This window comes from Bradyrhizobium sp. WSM1253 (assembly GCF_000244935.1).
Lineage (GTDB): Bacteria > Pseudomonadota > Alphaproteobacteria > Rhizobiales > Xanthobacteraceae > Bradyrhizobium > Bradyrhizobium canariense.
This window is the reverse complement of record NZ_JH600073.1, coordinates 5,747,561-5,771,256: the sequence shown is the minus strand read 5'-3', so window position 1 is coordinate 5,771,256 and position 23,696 is coordinate 5,747,561. Positions and strand designations below refer to the sequence as shown.

Annotated in this window: 17 protein-coding genes and 6 pseudogenes; 8 read left to right on the top strand and 15 right to left on the bottom strand. The window is 58.9% G+C overall.

The genetic code is table 11. The features are described 5' to 3' along the window. Positions 1-166 precede the first annotated feature (166 nt). The 9 genes and pseudogenes from BRA1253DRAFT_RS28490 to BRA1253DRAFT_RS28445 form a co-directional block, all read right to left on the bottom strand. A pseudogene (locus BRA1253DRAFT_RS28490) lies at positions 167-778 on the bottom strand (glycosyltransferase); the annotation flags it as partial. 81 nt (positions 779-859) lie between these two features. Next, a pseudogene (locus BRA1253DRAFT_RS45420) lies at positions 860-1,181 on the bottom strand (chitooligosaccharide deacetylase NodB); the annotation flags it as partial. A gap of 873 nt (positions 1,182-2,054) precedes the next feature. After that, a complete protein-coding gene (locus tag BRA1253DRAFT_RS28480; RefSeq protein WP_035994090.1) occupies positions 2,055-2,363 on the bottom strand; it encodes a hypothetical protein in 309 nt (102 codons plus the stop codon). Positions 2,364-3,602: 1,239 nt separating this feature from the next. Continuing rightward, on the bottom strand, positions 3,603-4,637 hold the full coding sequence (locus tag BRA1253DRAFT_RS28470; protein WP_007600109.1) for an LLM class flavin-dependent oxidoreductase: 1,035 nt from the start codon (positions 4,635-4,637) through the stop codon (positions 3,603-3,605). A gap of 216 nt (positions 4,638-4,853) precedes the next feature. Continuing rightward, complete coding sequence (gene hisC / locus BRA1253DRAFT_RS28465) at positions 4,854-5,930, bottom strand: histidinol-phosphate transaminase (protein ID WP_198288321.1); 1,077 nt, start codon at positions 5,928-5,930, stop codon at positions 4,854-4,856. Between the two features lie 607 nt (positions 5,931-6,537). Continuing rightward, positions 6,538-7,704 carry a branched-chain amino acid ABC transporter substrate-binding protein gene (locus tag BRA1253DRAFT_RS28460; RefSeq protein ID WP_007600107.1) on the bottom strand — a complete coding sequence of 389 codons (1,167 nt, stop codon included), beginning with the start codon at positions 7,702-7,704 and terminating at the stop codon, positions 6,538-6,540. Between the two features lie 651 nt (positions 7,705-8,355). Continuing rightward, positions 8,356-9,075: a MerR family transcriptional regulator gene (locus BRA1253DRAFT_RS28455; RefSeq protein WP_007600106.1), complete on the bottom strand. Its 720-nt coding sequence runs from the start codon at positions 9,073-9,075 to the stop codon at positions 8,356-8,358. A 115-nt stretch (positions 9,076-9,190) separates the two neighbouring features. Next, positions 9,191-9,394: a hypothetical protein gene (locus tag BRA1253DRAFT_RS28450; RefSeq protein ID WP_035973624.1), complete on the bottom strand. Its 204-nt coding sequence runs from the start codon at positions 9,392-9,394 to the stop codon at positions 9,191-9,193. A 2,101-nt stretch (positions 9,395-11,495) separates the two neighbouring features. Beyond that, positions 11,496-12,440 carry a LysR family transcriptional regulator gene (locus tag BRA1253DRAFT_RS28445; protein WP_007600100.1) on the bottom strand — a complete coding sequence of 315 codons (945 nt, stop codon included), beginning with the start codon at positions 12,438-12,440 and terminating at the stop codon, positions 11,496-11,498. Positions 12,441-12,917: 477 nt separating this feature from the next. On the opposite strand from BRA1253DRAFT_RS28445, the gene BRA1253DRAFT_RS28440 reads away from it, so the two are divergent. The 8 genes and pseudogenes from BRA1253DRAFT_RS28440 (at position 12,918) to BRA1253DRAFT_RS45415 (ending at position 19,211) form a co-directional block, all read left to right on the top strand. Next, positions 12,918-13,298 (top strand): response regulator transcription factor, encoded by a 381-nt coding sequence (locus BRA1253DRAFT_RS28440; protein ID WP_035995458.1) that lies wholly within the window; start codon positions 12,918-12,920, stop codon positions 13,296-13,298. Further along, positions 13,295-13,927 (top strand): NodA family N-acyltransferase, encoded by a 633-nt coding sequence (locus BRA1253DRAFT_RS28435; RefSeq protein WP_007600097.1) that lies wholly within the window; start codon positions 13,295-13,297, stop codon positions 13,925-13,927. The genes BRA1253DRAFT_RS28440 and BRA1253DRAFT_RS28435 overlap by 4 nt, the downstream gene beginning before the upstream one ends. Further along, positions 13,924-14,583, top strand: a complete 660-nt coding sequence (nodB, locus tag BRA1253DRAFT_RS28430; RefSeq protein WP_007600095.1) for a chitooligosaccharide deacetylase NodB — start codon at positions 13,924-13,926, stop codon at positions 14,581-14,583. The genes BRA1253DRAFT_RS28435 and nodB overlap by 4 nt, the downstream gene beginning before the upstream one ends. Before the next feature lie 14 nt (positions 14,584-14,597). Further along, positions 14,598-15,446: pseudogene (locus BRA1253DRAFT_RS28425) on the top strand (glycosyltransferase); the annotation flags it as partial. Between the two features lie 269 nt (positions 15,447-15,715). Beyond that, positions 15,716-16,033, top strand: a complete 318-nt coding sequence (locus tag BRA1253DRAFT_RS44595) for a hypothetical protein (protein ID WP_035994085.1) — start codon at positions 15,716-15,718, stop codon at positions 16,031-16,033. A gap of 148 nt (positions 16,034-16,181) precedes the next feature. Continuing rightward, positions 16,182-16,899: pseudogene (locus tag BRA1253DRAFT_RS44880) on the top strand (outer membrane protein); the annotation flags it as partial. A gap of 958 nt (positions 16,900-17,857) precedes the next feature. After that, on the top strand, positions 17,858-18,229 hold the full coding sequence (locus BRA1253DRAFT_RS28415) for a transposase (RefSeq protein ID WP_035994082.1): 372 nt from the start codon (positions 17,858-17,860) through the stop codon (positions 18,227-18,229). A gap of 310 nt (positions 18,230-18,539) precedes the next feature. Next, positions 18,540-19,211 (top strand): reverse transcriptase domain-containing protein, encoded by a 672-nt coding sequence (locus BRA1253DRAFT_RS45415; protein ID WP_245286095.1) that lies wholly within the window; start codon positions 18,540-18,542, stop codon positions 19,209-19,211. Between the two features lie 437 nt (positions 19,212-19,648). On the opposite strand, the gene BRA1253DRAFT_RS28405 is transcribed toward BRA1253DRAFT_RS45415, so the two are convergent. From BRA1253DRAFT_RS28405 to BRA1253DRAFT_RS28395, 6 genes and pseudogenes are all read right to left on the bottom strand, one after another. Next, complete coding sequence (locus BRA1253DRAFT_RS28405) at positions 19,649-20,374, bottom strand: LuxR family transcriptional regulator (protein WP_007600093.1); 726 nt, start codon at positions 20,372-20,374, stop codon at positions 19,649-19,651. Positions 20,375-21,750: 1,376 nt separating this feature from the next. Then, positions 21,751-22,059: a PLP-dependent transferase gene (locus tag BRA1253DRAFT_RS46280; RefSeq protein ID WP_051058450.1), complete on the bottom strand. Its 309-nt coding sequence runs from the start codon at positions 22,057-22,059 to the stop codon at positions 21,751-21,753. Between the two features lie 188 nt (positions 22,060-22,247). Then, positions 22,248-22,292 (bottom strand): annotated as a pseudogene (locus BRA1253DRAFT_RS46275) (hypothetical protein); the annotation flags it as partial. 97 nt (positions 22,293-22,389) lie between these two features. Further along, positions 22,390-22,608: a PLP-dependent transferase gene (locus BRA1253DRAFT_RS46270; protein ID WP_157158629.1), complete on the bottom strand. Its 219-nt coding sequence runs from the start codon at positions 22,606-22,608 to the stop codon at positions 22,390-22,392. A gap of 3 nt (positions 22,609-22,611) precedes the next feature. Then, a pseudogene (locus BRA1253DRAFT_RS41885) lies at positions 22,612-22,856 on the bottom strand (integrase core domain-containing protein); the annotation flags it as partial. A gap of 572 nt (positions 22,857-23,428) precedes the next feature. Next, positions 23,429-23,696: transposase domain-containing protein (locus tag BRA1253DRAFT_RS28395; RefSeq protein WP_007600092.1), on the bottom strand; the 268-nt coding region annotated here is incomplete at its 5' end.

Below are 23,696 nucleotides of genomic sequence, written 5' to 3'. Positions count from 1 at the left end.
GAACCATTGGTCATAGGCAACGCGAGCTTAATCCTGCCGCGAGATCAAATCCGAGGCGTCCGAGTGCTCTGCATGTCTCGTTTCGCGCTGTGCAGATCGCGAGGGGCATCGAAGCCCCGTAGATGCCGCAGGAAATTGAAAATGCTCCTCACCGACCCTGCCGCAATCGCGCCCTGCGGAGCTGTTGGCGCCGATACGGCAAGAGCGTATCCGGGACCACCGTGGCGGCGATGGCGTCCAGAACGTACTCGGTTCGAAACCCCGCCTTGAGCATGAGGATGGTCAGATGACGGTCCTCACCGAGATCGCTCGGCTTTCCCCGGAAGAACTGCGTCTCGTATTGCTCGAGCAGCAACAGCCGCGCGGAGCGGCGGTACATGGCGCATGGCCCACAGCAGCACATGACGGCACCAAACCGCCTCTGCGCCGCGCGCTCCTCGTTGCAAGCGAACCAGTACTCCATGTCGATCAATCGGGTCAGCCAGCTGTCGTTTCGGTTGCTGGCCTTCAATTGGCCCATGGCCGCGCCGACGGCTGGATCCTGCATCTTCCGCACGAGCTTGCTGACCACGTCGCTGTCGATTTCCGTGTCGGAGTCGACGTTGAGCACGAGATCGCCGAATGAGCGGCGAATCGCTGCGATCTGCGCCTTGCGTTTTCCAACATTGCTTGGCAGCAGAATGATGGTGAATCTCGGGTCATACGCGTAGCTCGCGTGGACCGCGGCCACTGCGCCGACATTTGCCGAGCCGTCGTCGACCACGTAGACCTGCAATCTTGTGGACGCTCGAGAGCAACGCGTAGGAGGCAACAGCAGCGGTGCTGATGGTGGCAAGCAGGCTCATGGGAATCGATCTATTCAGTGAGGTTGAGGAAGCGACGGGATTGCAAATCCACGGTCATGCAGTGCTGGAATGAGTTGGGCGAGCGCCGTCACGGTCTGGTCGCGCCGACCAGCATGAGGGCAGCGTCCCAACTCATCGGGAGGGCATCTGTCGTGCAGGAGCACGATTGCGCCCGGCCGGACCGAGGCCAGCACCGCGGCAACAATCGCCTCGACGCCGGGACGCGACCAGTCTTGCGGGTCGACTAACCAGGGCAGGGCCTGCCAGTTCGGCCTTCGCCGACACGGCGAAGGCCTCCTTGCTCCAGATCCCGTACGGCGCACGCATGTGCCGCGGCCTCGAGCCGCATCGAAAACACTCCAGTTCCTTGTTCTCGCCAAGCGCTCTCGAGCGGCGACGCCTGACCGATGCGCGTCAAGCGTAGCCATCCGGAATCTCAGCTGGCAGAGAGCTGCACCCAGCGGCGCATATCGCCCTTGTCGTTACTAGCGTTTGCTGCGCCGCTCTTGCTTGGCCAGAGCTCTGAGCGCAAGCTGCCCATGCTGCTCATTATTGTTGTTCGATCCAAATTCATGTATCCAAGCAGCTCCCGCGCGCCGGTGGCTCGCTGACGCAATACGATGCGCCACGCTGCGCCCCAAGAGGGATCAACGTTCGGTGGGCAAGCCGATGCTCTTGATCCACTTGATCAGGCTAACGCGATAGAGTGGCTCAGCATGCGACCGTCCTTTCGGTGCAAGGTCCTGGCTGAGCATCGAACCAGGTCGGGAAACGCGAATCATGGTGCTTGAGCTGGATCACCTCAAGCGAGCTTCACACGAGCGAAGTCGGGCGATTGCCAGTGGCGATGACGACGAGCGGCCGGTCCTTTTGATGATTAAGTTGCAGAGTTGAAGGGGACTCGCACTTGTTCGATGCAGCGGGCCGTTGAGGCTGGCCAGAGAAGCGTCGTTCGTGATGCACGAGATAAATCCGAGCCTGCAGCATTTCGGCAGGTCTCCACCCAAGCCCTGCCGGCCGCCAGGGAGGCACTAGATTGATCAACTAGCGTGGTGCTGTCGCTCCATTCCATCAGGCCAGATAGCTGCTCAGCAGCTCCGCGAATGGCCTCGCCTAACATCAACCGTGCACAGCCAAATGTCGCGGCAAGGGATCGACGGAGCGGGGCATGCATCAATGCATCTTGCGATGAGTGCTCAACATGCCGATCTAGCTAAGGAGATCCTGGGTGCGGTGGGGTTCGCTGGCCATGAACATTGCCATTGCAGAATCGAGCGAGCTGTATGCCCGCTCGCGGGCTGCCTGCGGCAAATCAGGAGTTGCGTCGATCGCAGCGCGCGCGTCGCTCATAATCTTATCTTTTGCGGAAAGAAGCTTCGCGTCTAAAATCACATGAAGCGTCTCTCGAACGTCAGGCAAGATTGAGCTATCGCCGTCGATCAATTCTCGAAGTTTCCAAAACATACGCTCGACTGCTACCATCGACCCCAGGACTGACATCAGTCTTGGTGACATCATAGGCGATCTCCTTCTCCAGCCAGAGTCTGGCGGCCATCCACCAAATCAGACACGTCCCCGATTGACACCGATGTGCGAGGTGATCCTGAACAGGGGAATGACTCGGATTACATTTCCGCTGCTATGCCCCGGCGGGCGTGAGACGGACCGTCAAATGGTACATATTCCCTGTGCTCCAAGGCCGTAACCTAGGGTGCGTGAGATGGCGTCCAAAGCCGACATCGAGGGCGTGCGCCGTCTCCGTTTTACCAAACGTTGCAAGAGATATTGGAGGTGGACATCTACTGCCAAGCATCCGTGCTCTTTCGCTTGTGCACTGCAATCGCTCTGTTGACGACGCCGAATCGGCTGAGTGATCCCGCTCACGCAAAGCTGGTCATCCGATATCCCGTTGCTCCGAGCGTCGACGCGTTTCGTCATTGCGTGAAGGCATCGAGATCGACCCTCCCGAGTCGACGATCGCGTGTGTTGGTCGTGCGTCAGGTCGACCTCGATCAACCTACTGGTTCTCCCATCGACTGCCCGGTCGGTCGAGCCCAGCAGTGATAGCGAGTTATATGCGCAGATCATTTTCATCTGCCGGAGTCCGTATCTCGGATTGAATCACCTCGTCTCTCTTACTGTTCTCCTCACTGCACGGCTATGCTGTGCAAACCGTGCATTCCACCCACCAGCGGCCACCGCGCTTCTCCGCGCGCAATTTGCCGCGGCGGATCCGAGAGAGCACGGCTTCGGGGCTTATGTGGTTCATTGCTGCGAACCGCTGAACAGTGAGGTAGTCCTCATGCAGAGGTGGAGGGGTGCTAATGCCGTGCGCAGCCAGCAGAATGCGCAGCGAAGCCAACTCCGCCAGCACGATCTCGAGCTTACGCGCGATCTCCTCCGTCTGATCGGAGCGCTGCCGGGACCGCGTCACGACAGGCCCGCTCGGGCGCTAAGCCACACCTTGAATTCGTCTGGAATGCGATCGACGAGCCGGCGCGCCAAAGCGGGGATCGGCGTGAACCAACTCACGTGGCCAGGTAAACCAATGCTCGGGCCTTCTCAGTGCGTACAAAATGAGAGAAGGCGATTTATTGCCGTTAAGCCTGCTGCTTGCTGATGCAGCCGAAAGGATCGCTTCGGTGTAAAGCCATCTGAACGATAGCAGCGGCTGATCCATTCGGCAGCGGTGCTCATCGGCGTCGCTATTGCCCTTTATTAGCGGGTCAACCGCGAACTTATCGGACCCGCTGTGGGTCATAGCCCGCGCTCTGCCGCTATGAGCTCGGAGTGAATCGCAGTTGCTGTGTTGAGGCAGGCATCCAATGACAGAGATCCGAAGGCGAGCTGACAAAGGAGATAGTTGGAGCCTGCCTCTTCCACGTGATCGAGAAGAGTCTGGCGCACCGAAGCGCGCGTTCCGACAACGCACAGTTCACTCCCGATCGCGGCATCCAAGGTCAGGGGCAGGTTGGATGGAGGCGCGATGTCATTGAGGTCGTACAGGAACTTGAAGTTCTTGAGCCATGTTTCATAGGCTGGCGCCGCGAGGGAGCGGGCGGCTGCTTCAGAGTTGGCGATTACGACCATGCGGAGCAATGCCAGAAATGGTGCTGCACCGTTGGCCTCACCCTTCGCGTTTCGATGAGTGCGATAGACATCGGTTATCTTGCGAACGGCAGAAGAGGGGCCCATGCACGCGAGATTGGCGTCATTTGCCGCCGCCCACCGGGCTGAGTCTGGCCGATTTGTTGCAATCCATGTGGGGGGACAAGGATGCTGGTGAGGTGAAAGCGTCAAGGGAACGTCGGCCATCGCAAAATGTCGCCCTTGGTATGAGAGCGGACCGCCATTCATCGCGTCAACGAAGATTTGGGAAGCTTCCTCGTAACGGCTCGAGGCAACATCGGCTCCAACCCCAAAGTAGCTCAGTTCGATCGGCAAAGAGCCGCGACCAAGGCCGACCTCAACTCTGCCGCTGCTCAGGTGATCCAACATGCAGATCTCCTCGAATGCACGCAGCGGATGATAGAGGTTGAGCAGCATGACCAAGGGACCAACGCGAAGTCGCCGTGTGCGTTGTATGACGCTCGACAGAAACAAGTTCGGCGATGGACCCCGTCCATGGGGAGTGCAATGATGCTCCGCTAAATGATAGGCATAGAAACCGAGCCGGTCGTAGGCCTCTGCAAGCGTGAGGCGGTCCGCGTATTGCCGTGCGATATCGCGGCCGTCGTCGTCAAGATGATCAAAGATGCCGCAGGTCAGGTTTGAGGGAAGAACGTTTCTCATTCAGTTATCTCCTATATAGAGAGGACCGGAGTCCGCCAGGTTTCGGGGAGTGCGAGAGGTGCTCGCTGGGAACGCGCTGCATAGGCTGTCAAGCCGTTCTCAACTGCTCGTAGTGCGCCGACTGGGTAAAAGGACTCGGCTGCGTCGCGAAGCTGCATCAGGTGTTCGCCCGGATCGATTACGTGCGCGGATCGGTGACATGAGTGCAAAAGGCCACTAGCCACGGCATCCCACTTTTTTAAGAATGCTGCCGATAGCGGCAAGAAAAGCATCCATCTGGCGCTTTGTACCGATGCTAACCCGAATGCACTCTTCCAGGCCGGCATCCGGAAAGAAGGCAACAAGGACTCTCTGGTCTTCCAACGCCGCCTGCCACCATCTGCCACCCTGGCCCACCGGCACACGGGCGAGGAGGAAATTCGCTTGGGAAGGCGTTACAGAGAACCCAAAGTCTGAGAGGGCGGCCGCTACGCGCTGCCGCTCAAGTCTGACGTGGCGATGATTCTCCTCGTAGGCATCGCGATGCGTAAGGACGCTCATGCCCACCGCCTGAGCGACCACATTCATGTTGAATACATTCTGGATGTTCCGGAGCCGCCCAATCAGCTCGGGATGGCCGAAACCGAAGCCGACGCGAATGCCAGCGGCGGAATAACTCTTGGAAAATGTGCGCAGGACCAGAAGATTCGAATGGCGTTCAACGAGGCGTAGGCCGTCCTCAGGTGCGAAATCGACGTAAGCCTCGTCCAGTACGATCAATTGGTTAGATTGTGTAACGAGGCGTTCGATCTCGGCGAGCGGAACAAAGGTTCCGGTCGGATTATTCGGATTGGCCAGCAGAATGAACTTGGCATGCTTAGCCGGACCGACAAGCAGCTGGTCCATCGGCAAGCAGTCCGGTGCAGACCAAGGAATTTCAATAAAGCGGGCCCCCTGCAACATGGCAAGCTTGCGATTGAAGGAAAAGCCCGGCGACATCATTGCAACGTCGTCGCCCGGGGCAAGAAAGGCTCTGTAAATGAGGCTGAGCAGTTCAGACGATCCATTGCCAGCTATCACGCGATCAGTTGCAATGCCATAGGCAGCTCCGGCCGCTTGCCTCAAGCTGACATTGTCGTCTTCTGGATAGCGGTATTGCAGCTCGAGAGCTGCAATTGCGCTTCGCATCACGACGCTTGGCAACGGAAAGGGGTTCTCATTCGTATTTAGTTTCACGCAATTGTTGTCGGTGGTGGGCCGCCTGGACGGTAGAGCATCCAGTTCGCGAGCCACCGGCGAGAGCGAGGAAAGCATAGTCTGCAACTTTGCATCCAAAGTGGTGTTCTCCCTTTTTGTCGACGAGAGTAGTTGAGGGCGTTCGGCGAGCCTACGTGGGTGCGTGCGCTTTGTTCGGACCCCAGAAGCGCGAGGCCTGCATGAATGTGAGTGTTGGGAGGCAGACTTGGCTCTAAGGGCCGTACCGGATCAGACTCCGTCTCAAGGTCCGATAGCGATCAGCACGGATCAGGCGTCGCACGGCGTGTTCCGAACCAATACCTGTTTCCAGGAAGGGGATGGAACGCCACGTCCCTCGACCGAACAGCGCAGCTAACGATTGGCTCGAACTCGCGCAATCCGCAGACGGACTGCGCGTGACTGACATCGTTTCACGACGTACGTTGTTTCTAAAGAGGCCCTGACAGTTCACTCCCAAGAGCGAGGCGCGCATCAATTTCAGTAGCTGGAAATACGTCGGCCTTGCGAATGTGAAAGTGATGCTCACTGCAGTGGCACCAGGCGAATAGGAACGTACTCTTCGGGCGGCCCTGCGGGCGCGCACGATAGCTGTGATAGCATTGCTGCGAGCGTGAAAAATGCTGCGACTGCGGCGATTGCGAGGCACGTGAGCAGCGCGTACTCGCTATATCGAGGATGGTTCATCATTCGAACGTTCCGTGCGGTGTTGGGACGGGCGGTCAGTTCTGCTCGACCGCTTCGACGGTATTGTCGCGCCAGCGGTAAACGATGAAGCCAGGAGCGGCATTGTCTCCCTTCGAGTCGAATGCAACAGTGCCAATAGCCGTGTCGATTGACTGGAGCGGAGGGCCGCAGCGACCCGCGTGGCATCTAAGGTGCCGGCCCGTTTGACGGAGTCGGCCCATGCTTGAACCGCGGCATAAGCGTAGAGCGTGTGACCTGCGGCGGTTAGGCTCGAACCCTTGAGCTTGGCGACAGCAGCTGCGCCTGCAGCGTTCTTCGTCGGATCCGGCATAAAGGTAAAGAGCGTGCCGTTCGCGGCCTCGCCGGCAATGGCCAAGAAGTCGGTTGTCATCAGCGGATCGTTGGCGATCACGGTCAGATGTGCGCCCGCCTCCGCGGCTTGACGCACGATCAGGCCGATCTCGTTGTAATAGCCGCCGATATAGACGAGCTGGATTGCCTCTCTCTTCAGTCGCGAAACGAGAGCGGTGTAATCCTTCTCGCCTGCAACATAGCTTTGTCGAACGGGACGCTCGCCGGCTGCACGAAGGCGAGATTCAACGATATCGGCGATACCCCTGCCTGCTCTGCTCTTGTCGTCGAGGACTGCGAGCTTTGCACCTTGGTGATGCCGCGCGATGTATTCGGCGGCAACTCTGCCTTGCTGGTCATCGCGGCCGCAAATCCGAAACAGGGTCGTTAGGCCACGCTCTGTCAGACGGGGATTGGTGGACCCAGGTGAAATCTGAATTACCTCGGCTTTGGCATATATGTCTGAAGCCGGAATCGACGAAGATGAACAGAAGTGACCAACGACGAGCTTGATCCCGTCACTTGTCAGGCGATTGGTAACAGCGGCGGCCTGCTTGGGGTCGCATGCATCGTCCGCGATCTTCAATATGAGCCTTGTGTCAGGCAGCAGACCCGAAGCATTTATCGAATCTACAGCTGCGGCCGCTCCATCGCGTATCTGCGCGCCGAGCGCCGCAGTGCTTCCCGTCATTGGTCCGGCTATGGCAATGTAAACATCTTCTGCCTTGCCGCTCGAGCTCAGGGCCAAAGAAAGGAGCGCAGCAGCTGCAAGCCTGTGAACGCGAAGGACCGACATGTAGGGCTCCCGATGTCTCGCGCTACGACTTAGTCTGCTTCGCCATACTGGTATGACGGCGACCAACAATCCGGCGCAATGATGTTTGAGTCGAACTCAGGTTGGGTACGGATGGGCTCAGGTTGTTTGCCAGGTTGGGCATAAGCATCGAGCGGACACGGACGAATGGACGTTCGGAAGCCTAGTCAGGAGAAGCGGTCTAAGGCTGACAGCACCAATGTCGAACATCCCGCCGATACCCGGTACTCGCGCCAATCTTCCGTGCTCGACAGACGTGTGCCGAGGAGACGCTTGGACGGCGCGGGACGATCATCGAGCGACGGTTCCCGTGGAGAACTCTCACCGAGAACGTCCGTAAGTGGTGCCGGTCATCGGAGTCTCTCTTAATTTAGCCGACGCTCTGTCCGTCGCCCCGCTGCTGCGTCGATGCTTTTAGAAGGTACAATGTGACGCTACGTACGAATCAAGTACTTTGAAGCGTGCTCGTCGAGGTTGATTGCCAAAGATCCGCAGAGCGACACCAAATAGTGGGGACAACGCTGCTTTGGAGGCGAACTGCTAGGGACCAAACGATCCTGGCTCAGACAAGGATCACCATGAGCTCATTGGGTTTGGCGACATTCCTGTGGGAGGGCCTCGCAACGGGTGCGCTCAACTCTTTCCCAGCTGGTCCTCCAGCGCGGCGAGGGCGAGATCGAGGTATCGCATGAGGCTCGCATCCCAGCCGGCGAGATTGTGTGGTTCGGTCAATCGCGTCAGCACCTTAAGTATCATCGAGACAGTCGAATCAACTCCTGCGATCTCAGTCAGCAGCGAACGGGCCTGACGCGCGATTGCATTTGCCCGCTCGCAGCACGGAGGCTCACCCTGGTCCATGCAGCTTCGCAGCTCGTCCCGAATCTTTCGCCACCGATCTTCGCGGCTAGCGTTAGAAGCGCACGTGCAGATGGCAGAGGGGGTACGCTCCTCGATCCGCGACATGGCATCTAGCGTCGCCGGCAGCTCGTCGACACTGACTTCTGTCTCACCTTGCGTCGTCATAGTGCGCAATCGATCCCGTAGTAATGTCGCGCGCGCGACTTGAAGCTCAATCCGCTCCAGATGGTTTCGCAACAGGTCCGTGAGAGATGTCCGCCCCTCGATCGCCTTGCGGATCTCAGGAAGCGAGAAGCCGAGCTCACGTAGAGCGCGAATCTGGGAGACGCGTTGTAGGCTTTCCCGATCGTACATGCGGTGACCGCCACAGGTACGTTCCGAGACCGTCAATAACCCGGTATGTTCGTAATGATGCAGAGTGCGTACGGTTACACCGGTCGCCTCTGCAAGTTCTCCAATGCGCCATCGGCGCCGTCGTGATATCGCGTTTGTCATGATCCTCAATTTGCAAGCCTACAACCTGACGTCACGTGAGAATCAAGTTATTTCAATGATCTAGATGATGCGTCTCTTGCTGCAGGCCCCAGAAGGTTAGAGTGCATGCCGGTGCTCAAGCGGCCGAGACAAGTGCAAGCATCAAGTACGCGAGCGATGCCAATTCGTCCCGCGCTGCGCGTTGCATCACCAGTCTGGCGATCGCCACGCGATTCTCGCTGGTTCGCATGCATGACGGTAAAGACGCGATCGCTTGATCGAACAGCCTTCCCAAGCTCGCGAGATCATCCGGATCGTAGACTCCGCTCGGCGTTTCCAACAGAAACCTCCTTTGGTGGTTGCACTCGCGCCGCACGTGACGAAGCCGTTTGGCTGTGGTGGGGCAAAAAGGAGACGGAGCGGCGACGTGCGTGAAAGAATGTGACAGGTGCGTCCACGTGATGCCGTTGTGCAACATGGCGTTTGCTTCCCCGACAGTGCGCTAACCCAAAGTGTGCAATGTCTCCTGATCCTGCAGCAGCGGTGGCTATTCTGCGGCCTGATCATCAGGAAAGCGAAAGCATGTGCGCAGCCCGCTGAGACACGGCCTCCCGAAACGCGAACCCAGACACAGCACTGATCTCATCGGACGGCTCTCTTCCAGTCGCAATCCTTGCCGTGACGTCTATCACCTCGGCGCGCGGTGCGGTTGATTGGGTTGATCATCGCGGATCAGTGGCACCACCAGTCGTGGCGCGGTGGCGGGCTTGGCGCCTAACAGCTTTTTCGATCGTCCGCTAGTCCTGTTGTGGCACTGCGTGCTCAAAGGCGTTGCTCGCGTGATCGCTGCCCAGGTTTTGAGTGCCGGAAGATGACGGCTGCTCTTCAACGGCGCAGGTCCGCCGCCGTGAACGTCGGGAGTATGACGGAAGGCGAGATCAAGACCATTCCTGAAGGCATCATCTCAAAGCAGGCGCACCTCAAGCGTCTGGCAAAACGTTGCTCGCAATTAAGGACCGGGTCTCGAACGATCGTGCCATATCCGTTGCATGTGGCGGCACTCAAACGCGTCTAGGGCCGCCCCATGCGCCACGCGCTCGCGCCCGAGCAAACGCCTGACATAACTCGTGCAGCAATAACTTGCATGTTTAGGCGTGCGCCGGATCAGTGTCGCGGAGCGCGTACATCGGACGGCGTCGCGAGATGCAATGCACTCGAAGTGCAAGGATCCGTAGCGGCTTTGCCTCTGTACAATCACTTGGCGAACCGCTGGCCGCCTCGCTATACGGGTCCGCAATAGCAAGAGACGATGCTACAGTGTGGTTGAGAGTTTGATGCACGTCTTAAGGCCATGCTCAAGTCGAAGCTACTCCAAAATCTAGGGGGCACTGAGCAAAGGAGCCCTTTCGGGGTCAGCGGTGTGGCAGCAGCTCGAGATGGGCGGCGGTGGCGCGGTGTGAGTCACGCCGCGATCTTTCGAAGACGCGATTGTCGCGACATCGGAAAGAAGGACCCGGCACCGATCATCCGATTTGGCTGGGGATGTCGGCCGAAATGATCGAAAGCTGGATGAGGAGCAGGCTTGGAGTGGGAGCGGCGAGCGCTTACGCGGCCGCACCTTGGCACAGTTGCGGTCCTCTCATCATGAACACTCCTCACCGCAACACGCGCGCAGCCGGAAAAGTGCCGCCAGCTGATGTCACTTGATCCGGGTTGATCCTGCGGTCTGCAAGCTTGCAGTTGGACTCGATCACGCGGCATCGCGCGCATCGAGAGGAAGATAAGCGCCGTCGAGAGAGGAAGTGTTCCGAATTCCATTGTGATATTGTGCAAAGACACGCAGTCTTCCCCGCCCATCCGGGTTTGCGCGAGCTGGCGGTTGGCTTTGTGGTGCGCGATCGTGGGCGGCGTTTGCGTTCAGCTTTCATGTTGATTCGACCCGAACGAGCAGGAAGCGCCTCTGCCGGTCATCAGCCATTTGTATCTAGTGGCGCGCTTCGGGACTAACTCCATCGCTGTTGAAGGCAATGAGATCCACCAGTTCAGGCAAACAGCGATGCGGGTTCGCTACCAGGTGAAGCCTGCAACTTCGATCGCAGGTGCTGGCCTTGAACCTGACGCGGCGTGCGATTCAAGCGAGTTTGGTGCTGAGGCCGAACATTGTTCGCCGGACAGGCCACATAATTTTTGCGTACTCTGAAGCTGGCGTATGCACCTGTGATGCGGTCCCGTCCGAATCAGCGGAAAGTCCTTAGCCGCCAAGCGAGCTGTGTGATGCGCAGGATCGTCACGGCACCGGAGTCAATCGGCTGCGACCCGACCAAACTACGCTTAAGCGCGCGTTTTTCTTCACTATGCCAAACGTCAATCAGAGGACCGGGGGCTTCGGGCCTGGCGTATGCCCGGTTAGCGGGAGCAGGCTGCAACCGGCCCGAACAGTCCTAGGACGGGCCGTGACATTGGCTGATCTCGGACGGAGAGACCATCGTGGATGCCTGCTGCAAGAATATGTTGCGCAACCACATGCTTGCAGGATCAGTATTATGAATGGCGGGCCATTGGACGGCCTCTGTGAATGTGAGAAGTCGCAGAGGAGGTTCGACAACCCGCAGCGGCATCGTCTGTGCGAAATGGCTGACCAATCTTGAGGGCATGCTCGCTATACGGTTGGTGCCCAATAACATAGGCGGAATCATGCCAAAACCCTGCACCGCGACCTCGGTGCGTATCTTGAAACCATGCTCGAGCAAGAGCCATTCGTGAAAGGAGGGCCTCAGGGAGCGCCCGAACTGGGCTTCCACGTGCCCGATCGAAATGTATTTCTCGAACGTGAGACGCGAAGCGAGCTGCTTGTTCATGGGGCAGCCCACGCAGACGAAAGTATCCTCGAACAGAGCCGCCTTCGGATGCGCGCTCGACATGAACATCTGCGGATACATGAGAAAATCGACTTCACCGCGCCGGAGAAGCTCATCAGGTTCCTCTGCGGGCGGCAGCAACTCGAAACTGATTGTTGGTGCTTCCCGCGCGACGCGGTCCACGACCCCTCGAAGAAACACGACAGTCATGAAGTCGGACAGGATGATCCTAAATCGCCGATTCGATTCAGACGGATCGAAGCCGTCTGGAGAAATAATGGAGTGCTGAATGTGAGCGAGAGCCTCGCGAATCGGGGCTGCGAGCGCTTCAGCCCGCGGCGTTGGGACAAGCTTCCGTCCTTTCATGGTGAATAGCTCATCGCGAAAGTAAGTGCGAAGCCGCGCGACGGCGGCACTCATGGCAGGTTGACTGAGGTTGATGCTTCTTGCCGCCGTAGTGAGATTGCCTTGCGTCACCAGGGCGTCGAACGCGACGAGGAGATTCAGATCAAGGCCCTTGAAACGCATAATCCGGAGCGATCCACGCTGTGAATGTGTTCTATCGATATAATCGATTTTACCATTTGTACCGAATGAGGATAGCAAACGATAGTTTAGCGAGATGTCAGATCCATCAGAATGGTTACAAACCGTTGCGCGTCTCAGCCCAGCGCTAGGTATCAATCAAGACGTCTCGATCGAGCGGTCGCAGTTTCGCGCGTGTTGCGCAAGCCATATCGCCGTGAGCTAGAACGATCGGAATCCACAAAGTTGCGTGGGCGTATACCACGAGCAAACCATCGTATGGCTTCGCCAACCCATTCTATATCCACCGTGTACCGCCGTAGAATTGAGCGAACCCTCAACCAGGCCGTAGATTGCCGTCCGGTCGCACCCCTCCGGTTGCGGGTGCCAAATGTGCCTTGGTCGCATCCGATTGGATTGCGTCCTTGCGACGGTGAAATCGTGCGGAACATGCAAGCGAAGGCCTCCTTGGCGAATCTGATGAAAGTTACGCACACGCGCGATGTGGTCGCGATTGTGAATGCAGATCAGTCAGTGCGTGAAGCTCTGACGGATATGATGTTTTCCGCAGATTACGTGCCTGAACCATTCGAGAGCGCAGAGGGGTTCTCGAAATCAGACCGCCGTTCGATCGCGTCGTGCTTGATCGCGGACATGCACTCGAGCGCGATGAGTGGCCTCGAGCTCTTCGATCATCTGGTTGCATCCGGAGGCGCGATTCCCACCGTTCTGCTCACAGGCCACTCCGAATACGATGTGAGGCGAGGCCCTGGACTCCAGTTCATGAGCAAGCCTTTCGAAGGTAGCGAACTGCTGGCCTGCGTCAGGAGCCAGATAGCGAACAGGAATGACACCCTATGAACATGATCGCGCCCGAATCCACACGAGGTGTTTCGGCGCGCCCTCCAGTCCGTTGGAGGTTGTGCTGGGAGAATGACCTTGAACTTGCTGACCATATTGAATTATCCGACTTCTTCCGGAAGACCTATGGTCCGACCGGGGAATTCAATGCAAAGCCCTTTGAAGGTCATCGAAGCTGGGCCGGCGCAAGGCCTGAAATTCGGGCAATTGGCTACGATGATCGTGGCGTTGCGATTCACATCGCGGCACTACGCCGCTTCATAAAAATTGGTCAGACCGATCTGCTTGTGGCTGAACTCGGACTGTACGGGGTTCGCCCGGATCTGGAGGGGCTTGGAATAACCCACTCGATCCGAGTGATGTATCCCGTATTGCGAGATCTTGGCGTGCCGTTCGGCTTTGGCACGGTCCGAGCTGCCCTGCAGAAACATATTACCAGGCTGCTCGGGCGACAGGGATTGGCGACTGTTCTGCCAGGGCTCCGCGTCCGGTCCGCTCGTCCGGACATCTACCTCACTGTGCCTCCGACGCGTGTGGAGGACGTGGTCGGCCTCGTTCTGCCGATTGCGAGACCCATGAGCGAATGGCCGGCGGGTGACACGATCGAACGGAACGGGCCAGAACTGTGAGGTGCACAAACGACGCGACTGAACCGCGGAGCGACTACGCCGATGCCGGCGGAGAGCCTTGCGTCTATCTGAGCTTTGATGATGGTCCCAACCCGGTTTGCACGCCGGCTATCCTGGATGTTCTGGCGCAGCATCGGACGCCCGCCACCTTCTGCGTGATCGGTGCATACGCGGCGGCCCAGCCGCAGCTGATCCAGCGCATCATTGCAGAAGGGCACGAGGTCGCAAACCACACAATGACGCACCCGGACTTGGCCAAATGCATAGCGGATGAGGTGGAATACGAGGTCCTCACGACGAATAAGGTCATTGGAATGGCCTGCCCCGGGGCCTCTGTGCGGCACATGCGTGCGCCGTACGGGATCTGGAGCAAGGAGGCCTTCGCCGTGTCGGCGAAGGCCGAACTGGCAGCCCTGCACTGGTCAGTCGACCCGCAAGACTGGTCGCGTCCCGGCGTCGAGGCGATTGTTGCCGCGGTGCTGGCCTCGGTCCAGCCGGGCGCAATCGTGCTCCTGCACGACGGATGCCCTCCCGACGAGTTGGGACGCTGCCCTCATGCTGGTCGGCGCGACCAGACCGTGACGGCGCTCGCCCAACTCATTCCAGCACTGCATGACCGTGGATTTGCAATCCGGTCGCTTCCTCAACCTCACTGAATAGATCGATTCCCATGAGCCTGCTTGCCACCATCAGCACCGCTGCTGTTGCCTCCTACGCGTTGCTCTCCAGCGTCCACAAGAGCGCGCAGGCGCTTTATGCGCTGCGAAGCGACGCTTCACTGCCGCCGTACGACCGGGTCGACGCCGATGCTCTGCCCAGCGTCGATGTCATCGTGCCCTGCTTCAACGAGGACCCGCGCACGCTGGCGGCCTGCCTGAAGTCTATCGCAAGTCAGGATTACCCAGGGCGATTGCAGGTCTACGTGGTCGACGACGGCTCGGCAAATGTCGGCGCAGTGGCCGCGGTCCACGCGAGCTACGCGTATGACCCGAGATTCACCATCATTCTGCTGCCAAGCAATGTTGGAAAACGCAAGGCGCAGATCGCAGCGATTCGCCGCTCATTCGGCGATCTCGTGCTCAACGTCGACTCCGACACGGAAATCGACAGCGACGTGGTCAGCAAGCTCGTGCGGAAGATGCAGGATCCAGCCGTCGGCGCGGCCATGGGCCAATTGAAGGCCAGCAACCGAAACGACAGCTGGCTGACCCGATTGATCGACATGGAGTACTGGTTCGCTTGCAACGAGGAGCGCGCGGCGCAGAGGCGGTTTGGTGCCGTCATGTGCTGCTGTGGGCCATGCGCCATGTACCGCCGCTCCGCGCGGCTGTTGCTGCTCGAGCAATACGAGACGCAGTTCTTCCGGGGAAAGCCGAGCGATCTCGGTGAGGACCGTCATCTGACCATCCTCATGCTCAAGGCGGGGTTTCGAACCGAGTACGTTCTGGACGCCATCGCCGCCACGGTGGTCCCGGATACGCTCTTGCCGTATCGGCGCCAACAGCTCCGCAGGGCGCGATTGCGGCAGGGTCGGTGAGGAGCATTTTCAATTTCCTGCGGCATCTACGGGGCTTCGATGCCCCTCGCGATCTGCACAGCGCGAAACGAGACATGCAGAGCACTCGGACGCCTCGGATTTGATCTCGCGGCAGGATTAAGCTCGCGTTGCCTATGACCAATGGTTCCTGGCCGAGCTAGATTCCCTGAAGCAGCCTACCCAAACTGGTAGTTTCGAAGGTAGGGCTTCCTTCCTAGAACTCGATTTGCGACGGGCAGTACAGCGGATGCATGATGAAGCCTGACGAGCGCCTCGCCGAAGTCGTTGAGAATAGCGCATGTTTTGATGATGAGGCATGGGAGGTGTGGGCACAGTGCCTCTCACCCACTGAGCGGCTTGCGTATATTCGCAAGCATCGGTCTCACTTCCGGTTTTCAGATTACGATGAAGTGATAGCTGTCGTACGCGGTCAGCGCTTCACCGGTTGCTCATCGCAGCTCCTCCAGTGGCGTCACAGGATACGGGCGAGGACGTTGCAAAGCGCCTTGCTCTTCTCCATTGCAGTGTGGCTGGTCATCATTTGGCTTGCGGTGTGCTTTATCCGCTGAGAGCATCAGCCCACTTTTCGTCCATACGTAGGATAGCTGTGCCCGCAGCAACCGAGCATTCGAACGCAGCCGGTGAAAATGTTGCGAAGCAGTTACAGCAATTTGCGCGGACGTTGTTAAGACGCACGAGGCTGGGGCGCGGAAAGGGATGAGAGCAGAAATCAAGAACTTGTTGCCTGCGACTGTAAGCATTATGGCGCCGGCGCGGTGAGGCCCGCATTCGGCGCGGATCTGCCTGCGCAGGCCTTCCAACTCTCTACACCAAAGCTCCGCAGCATGCCGCGGCTGCGATCTACGACTGGAGCAGCTACTATATCGGCATGCACGGTGGCTTCGGCTCAAGCTCGAATTACTGGGATTTCAATGTCGGCCCGCCCGAGGGCTGTCATGATGCGACCGGCGTAACCGTGGGTGGCCAGATCGGCTATCGATGGCAGATGGGCCAGATCGTGTTGAGTGTTGAAGGCCAGGGGAACTGGGCTGATTTGACCGGGTCCGATCACAGCACCGCGTTTGCCGATGTCAACCAGACCAAGATTGATGCGTTTGGTCTGATGACGGGGCAGATCGGTTGTGCCTTCGACAACGTACTGCTTTACACCAAAAGTGGCGCCCCAGTCACGAGCAACAGCTATCAGATCAGCTCGACCCTCACGGGCGCGTTTCGAACAGTGACGTTCTTTGGGGCGGCGTGTTGGGGGTGGGGATCGAGTACGGCTTCGCACCGAATGGTCGGTCGGCTTCGAGTACTACCACCTGTTCATGCAGCCCGGCGCGGAAAACTTCAGCGAGCCCTTTGGTGGGGTCGATCGCATCCGCCATGATTCGATCTTATGACGGCACGGCTCAACTGTAAGTTCGGCGGCCGTTTCTTCTCAAATGTTGATCTGTCGTTCAAAGGGCGGATCGAAAGCCCCGGCCGATGGGCCGGGGCTTTTTTGACCTGTCGATCTGCTGAACAGGAGCCATACGCAGTCTTATGCATTGTTCGCGATGTGCGCTTGCTGCATCAAGCAAAACCGGCAAGTATGGTCGCGATCCGAGCCCGAAAAGCTCACATACGCGAGAATGTCACAAATCGAGTCGGACCGGGCTGATGAGGCCTGTATTCCGGGAAGCCGCTGTTCGAGTTGGCGCCTTCGCTGAACGGGCCTCTTTTGCTCTGACGGGCCCGCACAACCTCACGTTCACAGAGACAGCGGAAATCGTGCGCCCAGGTTTCCTGGCTCGATCGTGCAGCCAAATTGACCGCAAGAGGAATATCCGACCGCGCATGTCTTGACCAGTTGCATGCGCGCCTATCCTTGAGCGTGCAGCAGCACAGGCTCGAGGAACTCGGGCTCGCCCTCTTGTGAGCGAGATCGTCGGGCTACGCCCTAATGGTTGCGCTTGCGCTGAAGATCACTTTGACCGCATGCAATGAACGATGCGGCGAATGGTCCGCCGTCCTGTCCAGCCCGCATCGGACTGACGAAGTTCCTGTGAACCTCTCCCGCTAAGACCACGGCCGACATGTTTGGCAGAGTACGGTTACGTACGTGATGACAATCGGGATCGACACACTTGCCAGCTATTATTGTCAACAGCGGCTGCATCTAAGGCGATATCGGAGTGAACGCGCCGCTCGCAGCTATTGTCCAGAGGTGACATTGCTAGCCTTCCACGTCGGGGCGTATCGCCGGTGGTGGTGTAGGTCGGTAGAGCAACGCCGCCCGGACGCGCGCCCCCGATAGCGCCGTAGGGGGCGGGCGGCTTTGCGGTGGCCACCGGCAGTTCTCCGGTAGGATCGGGTTGCGACACGCCAACGCAACCGAGGAACCACCGATGACGGACGACATGATGAGCCTGCGCACGCTGGTAGAGAAGATCCCCGACGCCGATTTGCTGCGCGAGATGATCGGCTTTGCCGTGCAGCGTTTGATGGAGCTGGAAGTGGGAGGCCAGACCGGGCGGCCTACGCGAGAAGAATCCCGAACGCCTGGCCCAGCGCAACGGTTACCGCGACGAACCTGGGAGACCCGTGCCGGCGCCGTCGAGCTGCGCATCCCCCAAGCTGCGCAAGGCTCCTACTTCCCGGACGTCCTGGAGCCGCGCCGCACGACGCGGGGTTCGAAGTGTAGACAGGAGCCATGGTCCGTTGGATTGGTCTCCAACGGGGGCAGCGGCAAGGCAGTGCCAGAGCCGCGGTCGAGCTGAGGTCGGGAGTCGGACTGGTCCATAGTACCTGTGAAGTCGTCGAAGGAAAACGAGACGCATGGAGGAAAGGGGCCAAGCCGAGGGGAGCCCGCGCGAGAAGGCCAGGGTCCGGACACAGAGCCGGGTTGCCGTGCCGCCGAACCTCGGACGGGTGAACGCGGCAGCCAAGCAGGCTGCCAAAGCCCGGTTCACAGCCTTGCTGCACCACGTTGACAAGGACGCTCTGCTTCGGCGTTTCGACGACAAAAGCGGCAGGCGAGCGCGGGGGTCGATGGCGTGACGGTGGCGAAGTACGAACAGAGGCTCACGGATAAGCTCCGCGAGCTCTGCGGACGCGTCCACAAGGGTCGCTACCGTCTACGAGGTCGACTTCCTCGGGTTCTCCTACGGCTTCCAGCCGGGGCGGAATCCTGATATGGCGCTTGACGCGTTCCACGCGGCGATCATGAGCCAGCGCGTCAACTGGGTGCTCGATGCGGACATGCGCAACTTCTTCGACTCGGTTGACCACGAGTGGCTGGCACACAGGATCGCCGATCCTCGCATCTTGCGGCTCATAAAGCTGTGGCTGCGGGCCGGCGTTCTTGAGAGCGGCGAGAAACAAGAAACGGACAGGGGTACCCCGCAGGGGGCAGGCATCAGTCCGCTCCTGGCCAACATCTTTCTGCACTATATCCTCGACCTCAGGATCCATCAATGGCGCGGTCGCCGCGCAGGCGGTCGCGTTGTGGCCGTGCGCTATGCGGACGACTTCGTCATGGACTTTGAGAGCAAGGCGGATGCGCAGGAGATGCTCTTGGCCCTCAAGGCGCGGCTGGCCAGCTTTGGCCTGATGCTTCATGAGGGCAAGACGCGGGTGATTGAGTTCGGCGCTTTGCGGCCCTCTCGTGTTAGCGGCGCGGCGAGCGGCGACCCGAGACCTCCGCCTTCCTCGGCTTCACCCACTACTGCGGGCGGACCCGGGACGGCCGGTTTATCGTGAAGCACAAGACGGAAGGGAAACGCCTGACGCGCAAGCTGGCGGCGTTGCGCCAGGATGCCTGGCGGCTCATGCACGACTCACTGACCACCCAGCACGAGTAGTTCGCCGCAGTGCTGCGTGTACGGCTACTACGGCAGGCCGCACAGTTATTCCGCGCTCAACGGCTTCTATCGACGCAGTGCGTCGGACTTGGCTGCGCTGTCTAAGACGGCGCAGTCAGAAAAGTCGGCGCATGGGCCGGTCGGAGTTCGAGACCCTCACGGCACGCTTCCGTCTGCCCGTTCCACGCATCACTCGCAGTTGGGGGCAGGCGCGGATATGACGCGAGTTACCCTCGGGAAGAGCCTGGTGCGGGAAAGCCGCCCGCCCGGATCTGTGAGGGAGAAGCCAAATGGCTGAGCTACTCGACCACGATCCCGCGCGTCGCATAGGTCAATTCAAATAAGACCGTGGCGAATCGCCTTGACGACGCAGTGGGTGCGGCTGCTCGTTCCTAGCTTTCGCATTGCGTTCTTGAGGTGAAAGTTGACGGTATTCTCGCTGACCTTCAGAATCACTCCGATTTCCCAAGATGATTTTCCCTCTTCGACCCACCGGAGGCAGTCCTTCTCTCGTTCGGATAGAGCCGCTTGAATTTGGCATCTGCCCTCCGATGAAGGTGCGATCTCTGCAAACGCATGATGAAACTGCCAAGCCAATACGTTGAGATGACTGAGACGGTGCTCAGGGTCGGCATCGTCGAAGCAGGACGCAAACGATACGACGGATAGCCGTCCAAATGGTCCAAACAGTGGTACGGTCACGCCATGCTTCAGGCCCGCCTCTCTAGCCTCATTCAACACACGCGTTTCGCCCGGCTGCAATTGATGTTGGTCGGCGAGTCGATCCCAAAGAAACGGCGTCGATAGCATAGTCGTCCGCCGAACCACGGGATCGATGGCATTGTACCTCCGTTCAGAATAGCGCTCGCACCAATCGGAAGGAAAATTCACCGTCACCGCGGTTTGGAGATACTCTGGCAGGCGAGCCGGCCCCGTGTCGGTCAGTGACCCGTAAGCCACTTGACTGAAGCCCTGTTCGCTCGAACAGCTCACAAGCAGATCGAATAACGCCTTGAGAGATCGCGTTTGTTTTGCACATTCGACGAAGCTAAATAAGTCCATTTGGCGTCTCGCGCCGCCGACTTAGGCAAGCCAGTACTGCGTGGTTCGACTGAACGTGTCTTGGGGGGATTTCGTCACCTCTTCGGGCTGCTGTTGCCTGCGAAGTTCTCGACCGAATGCGACAAGCATACTTCCCGTCGTGCGCGAGGCGCTCTTTCTCCACGTCGGATACTCGCTTGATGGAGCGACTGTGCATGTGCTTCTTTCCGGGCGGACGGACCTGAAGCGGTCCAGCAAGTGTCGTACCAGCTATTGGGCTCGCAACTCTCGCACCACGACAAGCAGTTTGAGTTGCCGTATCTAGCGCCAGTGCAACGATCCCTGTTGCAATTGCGACATTCGTCGCAAGTGCGACAGCCTTGCAATGTTGGGAACGCATCATATTCTGCACCAGCAAGCTGGCCGACGTAAGATGTTTAGGCTTTGGCCAGCCTCCCGCCTTTGCGTGCGACATTGCTGCTCGACGAAGGTCGGAGGCCACGGTCACAGAGCAAAACTGCTGCGACTTTGCACTGGCCGATCCATCCGTGGGACACCAGGTTTCGACACTGCCGCACGACCTCGTGCAAGGCGCAATCCGCTACCGTTGGATAGCGAAACGCGGACGCGCTTGCGATCCAATTGCACACCTCGGATTTTAGGTGCGCGCGGCCGCGGGCGCATGTTCAGGCTAGCCGCGTCAGCGACGTCTCGCTGGTCCCGCAGATGAGCGCCAGGCCAGATCGCTCGGCGCTCCGCCTCGGGATTTCGTCTGCCTGTTGCTGTCAAGCCACAGCAAGAGCACAACGACTCGGCGCGCCGGTCTGACGTTCGCATCTCGGCAACGTCGGCGAGATCGACGGTTTCGGCGCCGCATAATCATTCCAATGTGGCCCAGCCGAGATCAGATCGAAATGGGATTGCGCTTTTGCAAACTTCTGTACGCCGCTTGAGAATCTCCTTCGAATTGATGGACAGATGTAGGGGCAGATGAGCCAAGAGGTGTCGGCTAAAGGACGTCAACGTCGCTCATTTACGGACGACTACAAGGGGCACGCAGTTGATCTGGTCGCATCGAGTGCCCGCTCAGTCGGATCGGTAGCCAATGAGCTTACCCGACGGGATTCGGTGCTTCGGCGGTGCGTCGACCAACGTGGGCTCGGGCTGGGCGGCGACATATTCCGCGCAGGCGCTATCGCGCAATCACAAGGCTCTTAACGTCGAATGCAAAAGACACCTTCTCAAGCGTGTTATCGGTCTCCTCTGTTGAAGTCATCCGATCGTGCTCTCATTCTGATGAGCAGCCTGGCTCACGGAGAGTTCGCAGGCTGCTTGCAGCGCCTGATGCATGTCTGTAGTGAGGTCACCCGCCGCCTCCATGCCCGCGTGAATGCGGATCAGAGGTCCGTCAACCAAAGATATCGTCTCTTTTCGTATAGGCTGGTTGACTGGCAGCACAAGGCTTTCATATCCGCCCCACGAAACCTGATTCTAAAAAGCCGTAGTTTCGAGAAGGAAACCGAAAGCTCGGCCTTTGACATCGGCTTCAGCACGAGTCCGAAGATTCCGCTCGCACCCAAGAAGTCCCGTTTCCAAATGTTGTGGCCGGCATCGTTTGGGAGCCCAGGGTGTAGAAGCCGGTCGACCGCCGGGTGTTCTTGCAGGCTTTTGAGCCAGTTTGAGACCGCTTCGTAGTGCTGTCCCATGCGGACCGCCAGCGTACGTAGCCCGCGGACCCAAATAGATGTGATCTGGCCCAGCAATCTCCCCGAAGCGATGAGCACTTGGCTGCAGGAGCGGCCACGCTTGCTCGTTGGCAGTCGCAATGCCCAGAAGAGTCGGAATGGCCAACAATATACTCGGTCGCCGCATGGATCGAGACGTCGAGGCCGTGCTCAGAGGCCTTGAAATAGCGCGGCGTCGCCCAGGTATTGTCCATGATCACAAGCGCACCCGAGTGATGTGCGATGGTTGGACAGCGTGGGCAGATCCTGGACCTCAAATGTCATGGACCCAGGCGACTCCAGATGCACAGCTCAGGTGTTTGGCCCCACCTTCGCGAGTAGATCCGACGGTTGCGTCGGATAGAAATATTCTACCTTGCCCCGTAATCTGGCCAGAACCTGGTCCGCGAAGATTCTGACCGGTCCATAGACGCTGTCACCGATCAAGACATGATCGTCGGCCTTCAGTATCCCAAAAAGCGCATGGGAGCACGCAGACAGCCTCGAAGGGAACAGTGACCTTGCTCCCAAGTTTTATCCAGTCCTAAGTTCACCCTTGCCGTTGGATTTGCCCTGCTGGGCGACGGGAGCCGGCGCGGAGCCTTCGGCATAGCGCAGCGCCAGATCCCGGCGCGGGTGGCAGGTCATCGCGAACTCGGACGGGGTTCTCCATCCGAGCTGCGAATGTGGTCGTGTGTCGTTGTAGTCGGCCCGCCACATCCAAGTGTGACGCGGGCTTGTGCCAGTGACGTGAAGAACCTCTCGTTCAACAGCTCATCCGCAGCCGGCCGTTGATGGGGAAGACGGCCCAGCTCTCTCGGCGACGGTGATATCGTGCCAGATGTGCTGGCGGCAGTAGGAGTCAATCAAGATGAACATCGCGACTATTGGGTTGGACATTTCAAAGTTCGCTTTTTCACCTCCATGCGTTGATGATGAAGGACGCGTGGCCTGTCGCCAACGCCTGGGGCGTGGTGAGATCATTGCCTTCTTCTCATCACTGTCATCCTGCCTGGTCGGCATCGAGGCTTGTGCTTCCGCGTACCACTGGGCACGCGAGATCCAGCGGCTTGATCACGATGTGAGATTGATTCCGCCGGCATATGTAAAGCCCTACGTCCGGCGAGGAGCTAAGAACGATGCCACTGATGCGGCCGCAATCTGCGAAGCAGTTGCTCGCCCTAACATGCGCCACACACACACACACACACACACAGTTCGTTCCGATCAAGAGCGTCGAGAACCAAGGCTTCTTGATGCTTCATCGAGCGAGAGGCCTGCTGGTTCGTCAGAGGACTATGACATCTTGCGCCATCCGAGCCCATTTTGCCGTAAGCGCTTAGCCGCAACCCTATTGAGGCTGGCTTGACGTTTTGCGGAATCGCCACGGCATGAGGTCTTTGATGCGGCTATGGGGATGGCCGTCGATGATCGTCTCGAGTGTTTCGGCGATGTAGGCGGCCGGGTTGACGTCGTTGAGCTTGCAGGTGGCGACGATCGAGGCGAGCAAGGCCCAGTTTTCGGCTCCGACCTCATGACCGGCGAAGAGCGCATTTTTTCTGGTCAGGCAGACTGGCCGGATGGCGTTCTCGACAGGGTTCGTGTCGAGCTCGAGGCGC

Coding starts and splice junctions, on each gene's coding strand:
- BRA1253DRAFT_RS28460 (WP_007600107.1), bottom strand. CDS start 7,704: ATGTCGGTCCTTCGCGTTCACAGGCTTGCAGCTGCTGCGCTCCTTTCT.
- hisC (WP_198288321.1), bottom strand. CDS start 5,930: ATGCTTTCCTCGCTCTCGCCGGTGGCTCGCGAACTGGATGCTCTACCG.
- BRA1253DRAFT_RS44595 (WP_035994085.1), top strand. CDS start 15,716: ATGATGAAGCCTGACGAGCGCCTCGCCGAAGTCGTTGAGAATAGCGCA.
- BRA1253DRAFT_RS28440 (WP_035995458.1), top strand. CDS start 12,918: ATGAAAGTTACGCACACGCGCGATGTGGTCGCGATTGTGAATGCAGAT.
- BRA1253DRAFT_RS28470 (WP_007600109.1), bottom strand. CDS start 4,637: ATGAGAAACGTTCTTCCCTCAAACCTGACCTGCGGCATCTTTGATCAT.
- BRA1253DRAFT_RS28405 (WP_007600093.1), bottom strand. CDS start 20,374: ATGGACTTATTTAGCTTCGTCGAATGTGCAAAACAAACGCGATCTCTC.
- BRA1253DRAFT_RS28415 (WP_035994082.1), top strand. CDS start 17,858: ATGACGGACGACATGATGAGCCTGCGCACGCTGGTAGAGAAGATCCCC.
- BRA1253DRAFT_RS28455 (WP_007600106.1), bottom strand. CDS start 9,075: ATGACAAACGCGATATCACGACGGCGCCGATGGCGCATTGGAGAACTT.
- BRA1253DRAFT_RS28435 (WP_007600097.1), top strand. CDS start 13,295: ATGAACATGATCGCGCCCGAATCCACACGAGGTGTTTCGGCGCGCCCT.
- BRA1253DRAFT_RS28480 (WP_035994090.1), bottom strand. CDS start 2,363: ATGATGTCACCAAGACTGATGTCAGTCCTGGGGTCGATGGTAGCAGTC.
- BRA1253DRAFT_RS46280 (WP_051058450.1), bottom strand. CDS start 22,059: ATGGGACAGCACTACGAAGCGGTCTCAAACTGGCTCAAAAGCCTGCAA.
- BRA1253DRAFT_RS28445 (WP_007600100.1), bottom strand. CDS start 12,440: ATGCGTTTCAAGGGCCTTGATCTGAATCTCCTCGTCGCGTTCGACGCC.